Origin of the sequence: Melaminivora sp. (genome assembly GCF_032059615.1) — a bacterium.
In the GTDB taxonomy this organism is placed as follows: domain Bacteria; phylum Pseudomonadota; class Gammaproteobacteria; order Burkholderiales; family Burkholderiaceae_C; genus Melaminivora.
Map to the genome: position 1 here is coordinate 36108 of NZ_DAMCAM010000016.1, position 15524 is coordinate 51631.

At 71.0% G+C, this 15524-nt stretch carries 13 protein-coding genes and 1 pseudogene; all 14 read left to right on the top strand.

The window, feature by feature from the left end; translation table 11 throughout:
- Positions 1-295: 295 nt before the first annotated feature.
- Positions 296-793 (top strand): annotated as a pseudogene (gene dksA / locus RT051_RS05330) (RNA polymerase-binding protein DksA); the annotation flags it as partial.
- Positions 794-886: 93 nt separating this feature from the next.
- The gene (locus tag RT051_RS05335) at positions 887-2461 is read left to right on the top strand and encodes an STAS domain-containing protein (RefSeq protein WP_313073212.1); all 1575 of its coding nucleotides are present in this window, start codon (positions 887-889) and stop codon (positions 2459-2461) included.
- Positions 2462-2531: 70 nt separating this feature from the next.
- Positions 2532-3080 carry an ATP-dependent protease subunit HslV gene (hslV, locus tag RT051_RS05340; protein ID WP_313073155.1) on the top strand — a complete coding sequence of 183 codons (549 nt, stop codon included), beginning with the start codon at positions 2532-2534 and terminating at the stop codon, positions 3078-3080.
- 4 nt (positions 3081-3084) lie between these two features.
- Entirely contained in the window at positions 3085-4404 is a 1320-nt protein-coding gene (gene hslU / locus RT051_RS05345) for an ATP-dependent protease ATPase subunit HslU (RefSeq protein ID WP_313073159.1), read from the top strand.
- Between the two features lie 270 nt (positions 4405-4674).
- Positions 4675-5091 (top strand): division/cell wall cluster transcriptional repressor MraZ, encoded by a 417-nt coding sequence (gene mraZ, locus RT051_RS05350; protein WP_313073163.1) that lies wholly within the window; start codon positions 4675-4677, stop codon positions 5089-5091.
- Positions 5092-5104: 13 nt separating this feature from the next.
- Entirely contained in the window at positions 5105-6028 is a 924-nt protein-coding gene (gene rsmH, locus RT051_RS05355; RefSeq protein WP_313073167.1) for a 16S rRNA (cytosine(1402)-N(4))-methyltransferase RsmH, read from the top strand.
- Entirely contained in the window at positions 6028-6336 is a 309-nt protein-coding gene (gene ftsL / locus RT051_RS05360; RefSeq protein ID WP_313073171.1) for a cell division protein FtsL, read from the top strand. The genes rsmH and ftsL overlap by 1 nt, the downstream gene beginning before the upstream one ends.
- Positions 6333-8078 carry a penicillin-binding protein 2 gene (locus RT051_RS05365; RefSeq protein WP_313073175.1) on the top strand — a complete coding sequence of 582 codons (1746 nt, stop codon included), beginning with the start codon at positions 6333-6335 and terminating at the stop codon, positions 8076-8078. The genes ftsL and RT051_RS05365 overlap by 4 nt, the downstream gene beginning before the upstream one ends.
- Positions 8075-9673 carry a UDP-N-acetylmuramoyl-L-alanyl-D-glutamate--2,6-diaminopimelate ligase gene (locus RT051_RS05370; protein WP_313073179.1) on the top strand — a complete coding sequence of 533 codons (1599 nt, stop codon included), beginning with the start codon at positions 8075-8077 and terminating at the stop codon, positions 9671-9673. The genes RT051_RS05365 and RT051_RS05370 overlap by 4 nt, the downstream gene beginning before the upstream one ends.
- A gap of 35 nt (positions 9674-9708) precedes the next feature.
- Positions 9709-11220 carry a UDP-N-acetylmuramoyl-tripeptide--D-alanyl-D-alanine ligase gene (gene murF, locus RT051_RS05375; protein ID WP_313073183.1) on the top strand — a complete coding sequence of 504 codons (1512 nt, stop codon included), beginning with the start codon at positions 9709-9711 and terminating at the stop codon, positions 11218-11220.
- Positions 11211-12389, top strand: coding sequence for a phospho-N-acetylmuramoyl-pentapeptide-transferase (mraY, locus tag RT051_RS05380; protein WP_313073187.1), 1179 nt, complete (start codon positions 11211-11213; stop codon positions 12387-12389). Before murF ends, mraY begins: the two co-directional genes overlap by 10 nt.
- Positions 12386-14161, top strand: coding sequence for a UDP-N-acetylmuramoyl-L-alanine--D-glutamate ligase (murD, locus tag RT051_RS05385; RefSeq protein WP_313073191.1), 1776 nt, complete (start codon positions 12386-12388; stop codon positions 14159-14161). The genes mraY and murD overlap by 4 nt, the downstream gene beginning before the upstream one ends.
- Positions 14158-15447, top strand: a complete 1290-nt coding sequence (ftsW, locus tag RT051_RS05390) for a putative lipid II flippase FtsW (protein WP_313073196.1) — start codon at positions 14158-14160, stop codon at positions 15445-15447. Before murD ends, ftsW begins: the two co-directional genes overlap by 4 nt.
- On the top strand, positions 15444-15524 hold an 81-nt coding region (locus RT051_RS05395), incomplete at its 3' end, for a glycosyltransferase (protein WP_313073218.1). The genes ftsW and RT051_RS05395, both read left to right, overlap by 4 nt.

Genomic DNA, 15524 nt, shown 5'->3' on the forward strand with positions numbered 1-15524 from the left:
CCTGGATTGCCGTGCTCTATACAATCGCGGCCCGGCCGAAATGCCCCCGGCGCAGCAATGCCGCCGGGGGCCGGCCGTTCGCGCCGTATGCGCGGGATGGACGGGTTGGGTGCGAGCGATGGGCGGTTTGTCCGACAGCGCGCACGCAGCAAGCACTACACCGCGCGGCAGCGGACTTGACGCATGCTTTGCGGCAGCACGCAAATGCTGCGCGAGCCCGCGGCAGCGGATACTCGAGCAACCCCACTACGGCTTTCGGCGGTGCCCGGCACCTGCCCTGCCAGCTTCATCATTCAAGACCATGACTACGACCCTGCAAAAACCTGTGGCGGCCGCCAAGAAAGATCCCAAGCTGGCCAACAACTGGAAGACCAAGCCGGCTGAAGAGCTGACCGACGCCGAAGTGCTGGCCATGCCCGACAGCGAATACATGAACGAGAAACAGATGGCGTTCTTTCGTCACAAGCTCGTTTTGCTCAAGCAGGAGATCCACGCCAACGCCGGCGAGACCACGGAGAACCTGCGCGAGGACACGGTGGTGGTGCCCGACCCGGCCGACCGCGCCACCATCGAGGAAGAGCACGCGCTGGAGCTGCGCACGCGCGACCGCGAGCGCAAGCTGCTCAAGAAGATCGAGCAGTCGATCGGGCGCATCGACGCGGGCGACTACGGCTACTGCGATGAAACGGGCGAGGCCATCGGTGTCGGCCGCCTGATCGCGCGCCCCACGGCCACGCTGTCGCTGGAGGCGCAGCAGCGCCGCGAGCTCAAGCAAAAGATGTTCGGCGACTGAGATCGCCCGCCGGGCCCGCGCAAGCGCCCGGTACCACCAGCCATGGGCAGGCAGGCCGCCCCTCCATCCTTCGCACCGCGTCTCTTGGACAAGGTGGCGGGACTGGTGCGCAAGGCCTGGAGCCAGCCCACTCTGGACGCGCCCGCACCCGGCGGGCACGACGCCCCGGCCGCTGCAGGAGCGCAGCCGCCCCCGCAGGGCGTCACCCTTGCCGAAGCGCTCGAGCGCAAACAGCGCAACGACGCCATCCGGCGCCATGAGTTCGGCCATCTGCGCGCCCTGCGTCGCCAGGGCGGTGCTCGCGCAGCCGCTCCCGACGAGCCTCTGGCGCGAAGCACCTTCCTGGACCACCAGCCCGCTCCGCTCCAGGAGCGGGCACATACGCTGCGCAAGATCGACGAGATCGAGGCACAGATAGCGCAGCAGTGGTGGAAGGCAGCGCCTGCGCCGGCGGCCCTGTTGCAGGCGCCGCTGGAGCTGCCGCCTGAGCCGTCACACGTCGACAGTGGCTACGACCGGGCCTTTGCGCCCACGGCACCGCTCAGTCTTCTCGATGGGTTGCCAGGGCAGGCGGCGCCCGGCATTTCCCCTGGTGCTGTCGGGCGCAACCGGCAAGAAGGGAAGCCGGCTGCCTCGGTGGAGGCTTTCCATCCACTCGCCACCACGTCTGCCGGAGTGCTGCAGGACCCGGACCTGGAAGAGCCCGCCCTGCTTTTCGCCCGGGGCGAGGATGCCGCCGCCGAGGCCGCCCTGCGGCAGCTGATGGCTGCGCGCGAGGGGTGCGAGACCGATGCGCGGCGGCTGCCGTGGCTGGCGCTCTTCGACTTTTACCGCGCCACCGACCGGCAGGCCTCCTATGAGGCCCTGGCTGGCGAGTACCAGGCGCGCCTGGGCGGGGAGCGGCTCCGGTGGCCGCTGCCTTCGCAACCGCTGGAGCCGCGGGTGGACGCCGCCACCTGGGAGGCCGCGCCGTTGCTGGGCCCCCGCTCGGTTGCCGCGCTGCAGGAAGCGGTCGAGCGCAGCGAGCGGCCCCGCGCCACCCTGGACTGGGCCCCGCTGATGGCCATCGACCTGGAGGCCGCGCCCGCCCTGGCCGCGCTGTTCGAGCGCTGGGCCGGGCAGACGGTCGATCTGCGCTTTCGCGATCTGCCGGCGCTGCGCACCGTGCTGCGGGCACAGACCCCGTCGGGCGACCGCCAGGTCGATCCGCAGTGGTGGCGCCTGCACATGGCGCTGCTGCGCCTGCTGGGTCGGGCCGAGGAATATGAATTCGTGGCGCTGGACTACGGCGTCACCTATGAAATACCTGCGCCTCCCTGGATGCCGCCGCGCAGCCGCTGCCGGCAAGAGGAGGAGGCCGCGGCGGGCGCGGCATCGCCTGCCGCCGGCGCCCCACGGGTGCCCGCGCTGGACGGGCCGCTGGAGGGGGACATCAGCGCGGTCCTGGCACGCCTTGTGCCACAGCTGACTTCCGACGGCCCGGCCCTCATCGCCTGCGACCGGCTCACCCGCGTGGATTTTCCCGCCGCCGGCGCCCTGCTGCGCTGGGCCATGGGCCGGCCGGAGGGCCAGCCGCTGCGCCTTACCGGGCTGAACCGGCTGGTGGCGGTGTTCCTGCGCCTGGTCGGCCTGGACGAGTGGGCGGTGCTGCAGCTGCGCGAGCCCTGACCGGGCCCGCGCCGGCGTCGTGCACCGAGCGCGCTTGCAAACGCGGCCAGCGCCCCCACATGGCAGCCCCATGGAACAATTTCACGGCACCACCATATTGAGCGTGCGGCGCCAGCTGCCGGACGGCAGCGTGCAGGTCGCCCTGGGCGGCGACGGTCAGGTCACGCTGGGCAACATCGTCGTCAAGGGCACGGCGCGCAAGATCCGCAAGCTGCACCACGGCCGCGTCCTGGCCGGCTTTGCCGGCGCCACGGCGGACGCCTTCACGCTGTTCGAGCGTTTTGAGGCCAAGCTGGAAAAGCACCAGGGCCACCTGACGCGCGCTGCCATTGAGCTGACCAAGGACTGGCGCACCGACCGCGTGCTGCGCAGGCTGGAGGCGATGCTGGCCGTGGCCGATGCCAGCGCCTCGCTCATCATCACCGGCAACGGCGACGTGCTGGAGCCCGAGGCCGGCATCGTCTCCATCGGCTCGGGCGGGGCCTATGCCCACTCGGCGGCCAAGGCGCTGCTGGACAACACCGAGCTGGGCGCGCGCGAGATCGTCGCCAAATCGCTCGCCATTGCCGGCGAACTGTGCATCTACACCAACATGCACCACACCATCGAGACGCTGTGAACCCATGTCCCTGTCCATGACCCCCCAGGAGATCGTCTCCGAACTCGACCGTCACATTGTCGGCCAGGCCCCCGCCAAGCGCGCCGTGGCGATTGCCCTGCGCAACCGCTGGCGCCGCCAGCAGGTCGAAGCCGGCCTGCGTCACGAGATCACGCCCAAGAACATCCTGATGATTGGCCCCACCGGCGTGGGCAAGACCGAGATCGCCCGGCGCCTGGCGCGGCTGGCGGACGCGCCCTTCATCAAGGTCGAGGCGACCAAGTTCACCGAGGTCGGCTACGTCGGCAAGGACGTGGACTCCATCGTGCGCGACCTGGTCGAGGTGGCCGTCAAGCAGATGCGCGAGGCCGACATGAAAAAGGTGCGTGCGCGCGCCGAGGATGCGGCCGAGGAGCGCATCCTGGACGCCCTGGTGCCGCCGCCGCGCTCGGGCGAGGCGGCCAGCGAGGGTACAGCCCGCCAGGTCTTTCGCAAGAAGCTGCGCGAGGGCCTGCTGGCCGACAAGGAGATCGAGATCGACGTGGCGGATGCGCGCCCGCAGATGGAGATCATGGGGCCCCAGGGCATGGAGGAGATGACCGAGCAGCTGCGCGGCATGTTCAGCCAGATGGGCGCCGAACGGCGTCGCGTGCGCAAGCTGCGCATCGCCGAGGCGCTGCGCCTGCTGACCGACGAGGAGGCGGCGCGCCTGGTCAACGAGGAAGAGGTGCGCGCCCGGGCGCTGGCCAACGCAGAGCAAAACGGCATCGTCTTCATCGACGAGATCGACAAGGTGGCCACGCGCCAGGAGACGAGCGGCGCCGACGTCTCGCGCCAGGGCGTGCAGCGCGACCTGCTGCCGCTGGTTGAGGGCACGTCCGTGTCCACCAAGTACGGCCCGGTCAAGACCGACCACATGCTGTTCATCGCCTCCGGGGCCTTTCACCTGGCCAAGCCCAGCGACCTGATCCCCGAGCTGCAGGGGCGCTTTCCCATCCGGGTGGAACTGACGTCGCTGTCCGTCCAGGACTTCGAGGCCATCCTCACCCAGACGCACGCCTCGCTCACGCGCCAGTACCAGGCGCTGCTGGCGACCGAGGGCGTGCAGCTGGAGTTCACGCCCGAGGGCATCACGCGGCTGGCGCACATCGCCTTCGAGGTCAACGAGCGCACCGAGAACATCGGCGCCCGGCGCTTGGCCACCGTCATGGAGCGGCTGCTCGACGAAGTGAGCTTCGCCGCCAGCGGTCTGTTGGGGCAAAGCGTGGTGGTTGACGCTACCTACGTGGACCAGCGCCTGGCCTCGCTGAGCCAGGACGAGGACCTGTCCCGATACATTCTGTGATGCTTTACGCAGGCCTGCCGGCAGGCCTTCACAAAACACTTGCACAGCACCGGCTAAGTGCCCGCTGAGCAAGGGTTTTTTGGTGCGAATTTACATTCGACCCCGCGCTTAAGTCGTTGATTTTATTGGGCATTGCCGGCTTCCTCGCCGGCTTGCCCGGCCTGCGTTTCCTGCTACAGTGCAAAAAAGTGCAATGAAGTGGTGAAAAGTGCCCTCGGCGCGTTTTTCCCATGCCGTGCTGGCCATTTCTGACCGAGGGGTCCAATTTCCGTGTTTCAAGGGGCGTCATCGCTGAGTCTGGATGCCAAGGGACGGCTGTCCGTGCCGACCCGGCACCGCGCCGCCCTGGGGGCCGAACTCACGGTCACCAAGCACCCCGACGGCTGCCTGATGGTCTTCCCGCGCCCGCAATGGGAGCAGTTCCGCGAGCGCATCGCCCAGCTGCCCATGTCGGCGCAGTGGTGGAAGCGCATCTTCCTGGGCAACGCCATGGACGTCGAAACCGACGGCACGGGGCGGGTGCTCATCTCCCCCGAACTGCGCGCGGCCGCCGGCCTGGCGCGCGACGTCGTGCTGCTGGGCATGGGCACGCACCTGGAGCTGTGGGACCGGGCGACCTACGAGGCCAAGGAAGCCGAGGCCATGCAGGCCGCCATGCCCGACGTCCTCAAAGATTTTTCCTTCTGATCCGGGGCTGCCCATGAATGAGCCCCTGAGGCATACCACGGTCCTGCGGGACGAGGCGGTCGAGGCGCTGCTCGGCGGCCCGCTGGGCGCGCGCGGCACCTTCGTGGACGGCACCTTCGGCCGCGGCGGGCATGCGCGCCTGCTGCTCGAGCGCCTGGCGCCCGACGCGCGCCTGGTCGCCTTCGACAAGGACCCGCAGGCCATCGCCGAGGCGGCGGCCATCCATGACACGCGCTTTTCCATCCGGCACCAGGGCTTTTCCCGGCTGGGCGAGCTGGCTGCGGGCAGCGCCAGCGGCCTGCTGCTGGACCTGGGCGTGAGCTCGCCCCAGATCGACGCGCCCGAACGGGGTTTCAGTTTTCGCTTCGACGGCCCGCTGGACATGCGCATGGACACCACGCGTGGCCAGAGCGTGGCCGACTGGCTGGCCACGGCCGAGCAGACGCAGATTGCGGAGGTGATACGTGAATACGGCGAAGAGCGGTTTGCTGGCGCCATTGCAAAGGCGATTGTTGCTTGGCGCGCGAAGCAGGGCCCGGTCACGCGAACCGGCGAGCTGGCCGACATCGTGGCTGGCACGGTCAAGACCCGCGAGCCTGGCCAGAACCCGGCCACGCGGACCTTTCAGGCTTTTCGGATTTTCATCAATGCCGAGCTCGACGAGCTGCAGCGCGCGCTAGAGGCCAGCCTGGCCGTGCTGGCGCCGGGCGGGCGGCTGGCGGTGATCAGCTTCCACTCGCTGGAGGACCGCATCGTCAAGCAGTTCATCGCCCGCCATGCCCGCGAGCGCTACGACCGGCGCGCGCCCTTTGCCACGCCCGAGCCCATGCGCCTGGCGGCCGTGGCGCGCGTCAAGCCCTCGGCGGCCGAGGTGGCGGCCAACCCGCGCGCGCGCAGCGCCATCATGCGCGTGGCCGAGCGCACGGAGCAGGCCTGATGCTGCGCCTGAACTTCCTGCTGCTGCTGGCCGTGATGGGCAGCGCCATGGTGCTGGTGCACAGCCAGTACCAGTCGCGCCGGCTCTACACCGAGCTGCACCGCGCCATCGCCGAGTCGCGCCAGCTCGAGACCGAGCACCAGCGCCTGCAGGTGCAAAAACGCGCCCAGGCGACGCCCCTGCGCGTCGAGCGCCTGGCGCGCGACCGCCTGAAGATGCACATCGCCACGCCGGCCATCACGCAGTACGTGACGGACGACGGCAGCGCGCCGGGCGCGGCCCCCCGTACCGCGGGGGGGCAGCCGTGAGCCGCAGCCTGGCCTACACCTCCAGCCCGCTGCTGGCCAGCCGCACGCCGGCCTGGCGCAGCCGCTTCATCGTCGCCCTGGTGGCGCTGGGCTTTTGCGCCCTGGCGGCGCGCGCGGCGTACGTGCAGGTGATCGGCAACGAGTTCTTTCAGCGCCAGGGCGAGGTGCGCTTTGCGCGCACGCTGGAGCTGCCGGCCAACCGCGGCCGCCTGCTCGACAGGAACGGCCTGATCCTTGCCTCCAGCGTGCCGGCGGCCAGCATCTGGGCCATTCCCGAGGACGTGGACACGGAAAGCGCCGAGACGGCGCCCAAGCTCAAAGAGCTGGCGCGCCTGATGGACATGCCCCTGCCGGCGCTCATGGCCAAGCTCGCCGACGAGGACAAGACCTTCGTCTGGATCAAGCGCCAGCTCGACTGGGACGTGGGCCAGCAGATCCAGGCGCTGGGCCTCAAGGGCATTTATCTGCGCAAGGAATACAAGCGCCAGTACCCCGAGGGCGAAGCGGCGGCGCACATCGTCGGCTTCACCAACGTCGAAGACCACGGCCAGGAGGGCATGGAGCTTGCCTTCGACAAGGAGCTGGCCGGCAAGCCCGGCTCCATGCGCGTCATCAAGGACCGCCTGGGCCGCGTGGTCGAGGGCGTGGGCGCCGAGGTGCCGCCCGTGGACGGGCGCGACATGCAGCTGTCGGTGGACAGCAAGGTGCAGTTCTTCGCCTACCAGAAGCTGCGCGACACGGTGGTCCAGCACAAGGCCAAGGCGGGCAGCGTGGTGGTGCTGGACGCCCACACCGGCGAGGTGCTGGCGCTGGCCAACTACCCAAGCTACGTGCCCGACCAGCGGCGCAACCTGACCGGCGAGCAGCTGCGCAACCGCGCGCTGACCGACACCTTCGAGCCCGGCTCGACCATGAAACCCATCACCGTGGCGCTGGCGCTGGAGTCGGGCCGCGTGCGCCCCGAGACGCTGATCGACACCACGCCCGGGCGCATCACCATCACCGGCTCGACCATCAACGACACGCACAACTACGGCGTGCTCACGGTGGAGGGCGTGGTGCAGAAGTCCAGCAACGTCGGCACCACCAAGCTGGCCATGCAGATGCCGGCCCAGGAGATGTGGGAGACCTTCTCCGCCCTGGGCTTCGGGCAGAAGCCGCAGATCGTCTTTCCCGGCGCGGTGAGCGGGCGGCTGCGCCCCTACAAGAGCTGGCGTCCGGTCGAGCAGGCCACCATGAGCTACGGCTATGGCTTGTCGGCCAGTCTGTTCCAGATGGCGCGCTCGTACACCGTATTCACCAACGGTGGGCGCATCATTCCCGCCACCATGCTCAAGAGCAGCCAGCCGGCGGTGGGCGTGCCGGTGTTCTCCGAGCGTACGGCTGACCAGGTGCGCAAGATGCTGCAGATGGCTGCCGGCCCCGGCGGCACCGGCCAGAAGGCGCAGACCGTGGGCTATTCGGTGGGCGGCAAGTCCGGCACGGCGCGCAAGCAGGTGGGCAAGAGCTACGCCAGCGGCAAGTACCGTGCCTGGTTCACCGGCATCGCGCCGGTGGAGAACCCGCGCATCATCGTCGCCGTGATGATCGACGAGCCGAGCAACGGCGTGATCTACGGCGGCGCCGTGGCCGCGCCGGTGTTCAGCGAGGTGACGCAGCAGACCCTGCGCCTGATGGGCGTGCAGCCCGACGTGGCCGTCACGCCGCTGATCGTCGCCAACCCTGTGGAGGAGTCGCTGTGAGCGGCCCGCAGACCCTCGCCACGCTGCAGCAGGCGGTGGACTGGCTGCGCGCGCACACCCGCGGCACCCTGCGCACCGACAGCCGGCAGGTGACGCCGGGCGACGCCTTCATCGCCTGGCCGGGCGCGGCCACCGACGGGCGCGCCCACGTGGCTGCGGCCCTGGCGCGCGGCGCCGCCGCCTGCCTGGTCGAGGCGGGGGGCGTGCAGGCGTTCGATCTGGGCGGCGACGCGCGCATCGCCGCGCTGCATGGCCTCAAGGCCGCCACCGGCCGGATCGCCGCCGAGTGGTTCGGCCGCCCGAGCGAGCGCCTGCAGGTGCTCGCCGTCACCGGCACCAATGGCAAGACCAGCAGCGCCTGGTGGCTGGCCGAGGCGCTCAACGCCCTGGCGTCCTGCGTCGGCCCCGCCGCGGCACCGCAGCCAAAAAGTGAGCAAACTATCGAGGCTGCATGCGGGCTCATCGGTACTTTGGGTGTGGGTATTCCGCCCGACCTGGTGGCCACCGGCCTGACCACGCCCGACCCGGTGCAGCTGCAGCGCGCCTTTGCCGACTTCGCGCGCGCGGGCCTGTCCGCCTGTGCCATCGAGGCCTCGTCCATCGGCCTGGCCGAGCAGCGCCTGGCGGGCACGCACATCCGCGCGGCCCTGTTCACCAATTTCACCCAGGACCACCTGGACTACCACGCCGACATGGCCGCGTATTGGCAGGCCAAGCGCGTGCTGTTCGACTGGCCGGGCCTGCAGGCGGCGGTGGTCAACATCGACGACGCGCGCGGCGCAGAGCTGCACGACGAGCTGCAGGGCCGGGCGGGCCTGGACCTGTGGAGCATTTCGCTGCAGCCGGGCGCCCGCCTGGTGGCGCGCGGCATCACGACAACCGGCGCGGGCCTGGCCTTCACCGTGGCCGAGGGCGCGCACGCCGTGCCGTTGCAGACGCGCCTGGTCGGCCTGTTCAACGTCTCCAACCTGCTGGGCGTCATCGCCGCCCTGCGCGCGCTGGGCGTGCCGCTGGACGACGCGGTGGGCGCCTGTGTGCGCCTCGGCCACGTGCCCGGGCGCATGCAGCAGCTCGCCGGCCCCGGCCAGCCGCTGGTGGCGGTGGACTATGCCCACACGCCCGACGCCCTGGCCCAGGCCCTGGCGGCGCTGGCGCCGGCGGCGGCGCAGCGCGGCGGCCAGCTGTGGTGCGTGTTCGGCTGCGGCGGCAACCGCGACCGCGCCAAGCGCCCGCTGATGGGGGCGGTGGCGCAACAGGGCGCGGACCGGGTGGTCGTGACCAGCGACAACCCGCGCGGCGAGGCCCCCGAGGCCATCATCGACGAGATCCTGCAAGGCACCCGCGCCGGCGCCGATGTGCGCGCCGAGGCCGACCGGGCTGCCGCCATTGCCCAGGTGGTGGCCGCGGCGGACGCGCGCGACGTGGTGCTGATTGCCGGCAAGGGCCATGAGGACTACCAGGAGACGGCTGGCGTGCGCCTGCCGTTCTCCGATGCCGAGCACGCCCGCGCCGCCCTGGCGCGGCGCGCGGCACGGGCCGGGGGCGCAGACCAGACAGACCGACAGAGCGAAAGAAAGAGAGAGCCCCGAGAGTGAAGAGCAGCCCCGTCCCGGCGATGCCCCCGGCAAGCATGAACCTGACCCTGCAGCAGGCCTTCGACCTGGTGCGCGCGCGCGTGCCCGGCGCACGCCTGGTGGGCAGCGGCGCCGTCACCATCGCCCGGGTGCACACCGACACCCGCACCCTGGCCGCGGGCGACCTGTTCGTGGCCTTGCGCGGCGAGCGCTTCGACGCCCACCACTTCCTGGCGCAGGCGCGTGCCGCCGGCGCCACAGCCGCCCTGGCCGAGCAGGGCCTGGCCGAAGCCGGCCTGCCCGGCATCGAGGTGCCCGACAGCCGCGCCGCCCTGGCGGCCCTGGCCGCGAGCTGGCGCGCCAGCATGGCACTGCCGCTGGTGGCCGTCACCGGCAGCAACGGCAAGACCACGGTGACGCAGATGGTCGCCGCCATGCTGCGCGCCTGGCAGGGCGACGCGGCCCTGGCCACGCAGGGCAACCTGAACAACGAGATCGGCGTGCCGCTCACGCTGCTGCGCCTGCGTGCCACGCACCGCGCGGCGGTGGTGGAGCTGGGCATGAACCACCCGGGCGAGATCGCCCAGCTGGCCGCCGTGGCCCGGCCCACGGTGGCCTTGGTCAACAACGCCCAGCGCGAGCATCTGGAGTTCATGCACACGGTCGAGGCCGTGGCGCGCGAGAACGGCAGCGTGCTGGCGGCCCTGCCGGCGGATGGCACGGCGGTGTTCCCGGCGGACGACGCCTTTGCGCCGCTGTGGCGCGAGCTGGCCGGGGGGCGGCGCTGCCTGACGTTTGCCGGGGGGGCAGGCCCCTCACCCCAGCCCTCTCCCCAGAGGGGCGAGGGAGCAAAGACGCAGCAGCGGTCGGAAGCGGCCTTGCCCCCTCTCCCTCTGGGAGAGGGCTGGGGTGAGGGCCAGCGCGCCCCGCACGCCGACATCGCCTGCAGCGCCGCCCGCTGGCAGGACGGCGCCTGGCAGGTACGCATTGCCACCCCGCAAGGCGCGTTCGACACCCGCCTGCATATCGCCGGCCGGCACAACGTCGCCAACGCCCTGGCGGCCACCGCCTGCGCGCTGGCTGCCGGCGCGCCGCTGGCCGCCATTGCCCGCGGCCTGCAGGATTTCCGCCCGGTAACCGGCCGCTCGCGCGCCTTTGCCGTGCAGCAGGAGGGGCGCGCGATCACCGTGGTCGACGACAGCTACAACGCCAACCCCGACTCGGTGCGCGCCGCCATCGAGGTGCTGGCCGGCCTGCCCGCGCCGCGCCTGCTGGTGCTGGGCGACATGGGCGAGGTCGGCAGCGACGGCGCGGCCCTGCACGCCGAGGCCGGCGTCTGCGCCCAAGGCGCGGGCATCGAGCAGGTCTTCGCCCTGGGCGAGCTGAGCGCCCACGCCGCGCACGCCTGCGGCGCGCGCGCCCGGCACTTCGGCGACATGGCCGCGCTGCAGGCGGCGGTGCGCCAGGCGCTGCCGCAGGTGGCCAGTGTGCTGGTCAAGGGCTCGCGCTTCATGCGCATGGAGCAGGTGGTGCAGGCCATCGAGCAGGAGGGCGCGGCATGCTGCTGATGCTCACCCAGTGGCTGCAGGGCCTGTCGCCCGAGCTGGGCTTCCTGCGGGTCTTCCAGTACCTGACGTTGCGCGCCGTGATGGCGGCGCTGACGGCGCTGCTGATCGGCCTGGTCGCCGGCCCGCGCGTCATCCGCCGGCTGACCTCGCTCAAGATCGGCCAGCCCGTGCGCGCCTACGCCATGCAGACACACCTGGCCAAGAACGGCACGCCCACCATGGGCGGGGTGCTGATCCTGCTGGCGATCGCCATTTCCACGCTGCTGTGGTTCGACCTGTCCAACCGCTTCGTCTGGATCGTGCTGGCGGTGACGCTGGGCTTTGGCGCCATCGGCTGGGTGGACGACTGGCGCAAGGTGGTCAACAAGGACCCCGAGGGCATGCGTTCGCGCGAAAAGTATTTCTGGCAGTCCGTGATCGGCCTGCTGGCGGCCTTGTACCTGGTGTTCTCGATTTCCGAGAACTCCAACGCCCGCGTCTTCGAGCTGTTCGTCACCTGGGTGCAGTCGGGCTTCTCGCTGGACCTGCCCCCGAAGGCCGGCCTGCTGCTGCCGTTCTTCAAGGAGGTGAGCTACCCCCTGGGCGTACTGGGCTTCGTCATCCTGACCTACCTGGTCATCGTGGGCTCCAGCAACGCCGTGAACCTGACCGACGGCCTGGACGGCCTGGCCATCATGCCGGTCATCATGGTCGGCTCGGCGCTGGGCATCTTTGCCTATGTCACGGGCAACGCCGTCTATGCCAAATACCTGCTGTTCCCGTACATCGCCGGCTCGGGCGAGCTGCTGATCTTCTGCGCGGCGCTGGCCGGCGCGGGCCTGGCCTTCCTGTGGTTCAACGCCCATCCGGCCCAGGTCTTCATGGGCGACGTGGGGGCGCTGGCGCTGGGCGGCGCGCTGGGCACGATCGCCGTCATCGTGCGCCAGGAGATCGTGCTGGCCATCATGGGCGGCATCTTCGTGGTCGAGGCGCTGTCGGTCATGCTGCAGGTCGCCTGGTTCAAATACACCAAGCGCCGCTATGGCGAGGGCCGGCGCCTGCTGAAGATGGCGCCGCTGCACCACCATTTCGAGAAGAGCGGCTGGAAGGAAACGCAGGTCGTCGTGCGTTTCTGGATCATCACCATGCTGCTGTGCCTGGTCGGCCTGTCCACGCTGAAACTGCGATGAACCCGCCCGTGCACGCCCCCACCCCTCCGGACGCCGGCAGCGCGCCCGAATTCACCGCCGCCCGCGACGCGGCCGAGTTCGTCGCGCGCATCTTTGCCGAGGTGGGCGACGAGCCGCAGGAGCGGCAGGACCTTCTGCCTGCGGCTTCCATCGCCGCTGCGGCGCCGCAGGCAGAAGGCGCGGACCCCGACCCCGCCGCCCTGCAGGCCACACTGGCGACGTTGCTGGCCGGCCGGCGCGTGCTGGTGCTGGGCCTGGGCGCCTCGGGCCTGGCGATGGCGCGCTGGTGCGTGCGCTGCGGCGCCGAGGCCGTGACCGTGACCGACACGCGCGCGCAGCCGCCGCAGCTGGCGACCCTGGCGCGCGAGCTGCCCCAGGTGCGCTTTCTCAGCGGGCCGCTGGACGCGGCGCTCTTCGAGGCGGCGGGCGAGGTGCACGCGGTGTACCGCTCGCCCGGCCTGAGCCCCGCCGATGTTGCTTCTTTAAAGATAGCTGAAACCCAGCGCCAGACAAGGGTTTCAGGCGAAATTGACCTGTATTCCGAGGCGCTCGATGCGCTGCGCGAGCGGCACGGCTACCGGCCTGCCGTGCTGGCGATCACCGGCACCAACGGCAAGACCACCGTGACGTCGCTGGCCGGCCAGCTGCTCGCGCAGGCCGGGCTCGACGTGGCGGTGGCCGGCAACATCGGCCCCACGCTGCTCGACACCCTGGCCGCCCGCCTGGACGCTGGCGAGCTGCCCCGGGCCTGGGTGCTGGAGCTGTCGAGCTTCCAGCTCGACGGCGCCGCGCGGTTCGAGCCCACGGCCGCCGTGGTGCTCAACCTGACGCAGGACCACCTGGACTGGCACGGCGGCATGGCTGCCTATGGCGCGGCCAAGGCACGCATCTTCGGCCAGGGCGCGCTGATGGTGCTCAACCGCGAGGACCCGGCCGTCATGGCCATGCTGCCGCCCGCGCCGGCCCCGCAGCAGACCGGGCGCGGGCGGCAGCCCGCGGCCCAGGAGCGCGCCTACATCACTTTCGGCACCGACCTGCCGCGCCGCCCGGGCGACTTTGGCATCGAGGTCACAGCCGGGGTGGCCTGGCTGGTGCGTGCCCATCCGGCCGACGAGACGGCGCGCCGCGGCCGCGCGCGCGCCGCAGCCGCGGCGCAGGAGCTGCACATCCAGCGCCTGATGCCGGCCGAGGCGCTGCGCATCCGCGGCCGGCACAACGCCGCCAATGCCCTGGCCGCCCTGGCGCTGGCGCAGGCGGCGGGCTGCCCGCTGTCCGCCCTGCTGCGCGGCCTGCGCGATTACCGCGGCGAGCCGCACCGCGTGCAACCCGTGGCCATCGTGCGCGAGGTGGAATATTTCGATGACAGCAAGGGCACCAACGTGGGCGCTACGGTGGCCGCGCTCACCGGCCTGGGCGCCGAGCGCCGGCTGGTGGCCATCCTGGGCGGTGACGGCAAGGGCCAGGACTTCGCGCCGCTGGCCGCGCCGGTGGCGCGCCATGCCCGCGCCGTGGTGCTGATCGGGCGCGATGCGCCGCAGATTCGCGCCGCGCTGCAGGACTGCGGCGTGCCGCTGCTGGCGGCTGGCACGCTACCCGAGGCGGTGGCGCTGGCGGCCGCCCGGGCACAGCCGGGCGACGCCGTGCTGCTGTCGCCCGCCTGCGCGAGCTGGGACATGTTCAACGGCTACGAGCAGCGCGCCGAGGTGTTCTGCGCGGCGGTGCAGGCGCTGGCCGAGGACGCCGGCCAGCCCTGGGCGGGAGGCGCGGCATGAACACCACCACGGCGACCCCCTCCATGGGCCGGACGCGCGGCTGGCGCGGCTGGCTGGGCGCGCGCGGCCAAGCCGCGGGCGGCGGCGCCGATGCGCTGCCGGTGCGCGTGGGCGGCACCGAGTACCGCCAGGGCACGGCCACGCCGGCCTACGTGCTGGGCTTCGACCAGGCGCTGCTGTGGGTGGTGGTGCTGCTGCTGGCCTTCAGCGTGGTGATGGTCTATTCCGCCTCCATCGCCATGCCGGACAACCCGCGCTTTGGCGCCATCGCGCCCACGCACTTCGTTGTGCGCCACGTGGTGGCCATCGGCGTGGGCTTCGTCGCGGCGCTGATGGCCTTCCAGGTCTCCATGAACACCTGGGAGCGCATGGCGCGCTGGCTGTTCGTGGCCTCGCTGCTGCTGCTGATCGCGGTGCTGGTGCCGCATGTGGGCGTGGTGGTCAACGGCGCGCGGCGCTGGATCAGCCTGGGGCTGATGAACTTCCAGCCGTCGGAGCTGGCCAAGTTCGCCGTGCTGATCTACGCGGCCGACTACATGGTGCGCAAGATGGATGTCAAGGAGCGGTTCTTCCGCGCCGTGCTGCCCATGGCCGCGGCGGTGGCCGTGGTCGGCGGGCTGTTGCTGGCCGAGCCCGACATGGGCGCCTTCATGGTGATCGCCGTGATCGCCATGGGCATCCTGTTCCTGGGCGGGGTGAACGCGCGCATGTTCTTCCTGATCGCGCTGATCCTGGTGCTGGCCTTCGCCGCCATGGTCTGGCTGTCGCCCTGGCGGCGCGAGCGCATCTTCGCCTACCTCGACCCGTTTTCCGAAGCGCACGCCCTGGGCAAGGGCTACCAGCTGTCGCATGCGCTGATCGCCATCGGCCGCGGCGAGGTCTTCGGCGTGGGCCTGGGGGGCAGCGTCGAGAAGCTGCACTGGCTGCCCGAAGCACACACCGACTTCCTGCTGGCCGTGATCGGCGAGGAGTTCGGCCTGATCGGCGTGCTGCTCCTAATAGGCGCCTTCCTGTGGCTGACGCGCCGCATCATGCAGATCGGCCGCCAGGCGATTGCGCTCGACCGCGTGTTCCCCGGCCTGGTGGCGCAGGGCGTGGCCATCTGGCTGGGTTTTCAGGCCTTCATCAACATGGGTGTGAACCTGGGGGCGCTGCCGACCAAGGGCCTGACCCTGCCGCTCATGAGCTTTGGCGGCTCGGCCATCCTGATGAATCTGGTGGCGATCGCGGTGGTGCTGCGGGTGGACTACGAAAATAAACTATTGATGAGGGGAGGCCGCGCATGACCGGCAGGACCGCCCTCATCATGGCCGGCGGCACCGGCGGCCACATCTTCCCGGGCCTGGCCGTGGCCGAGGAGCTG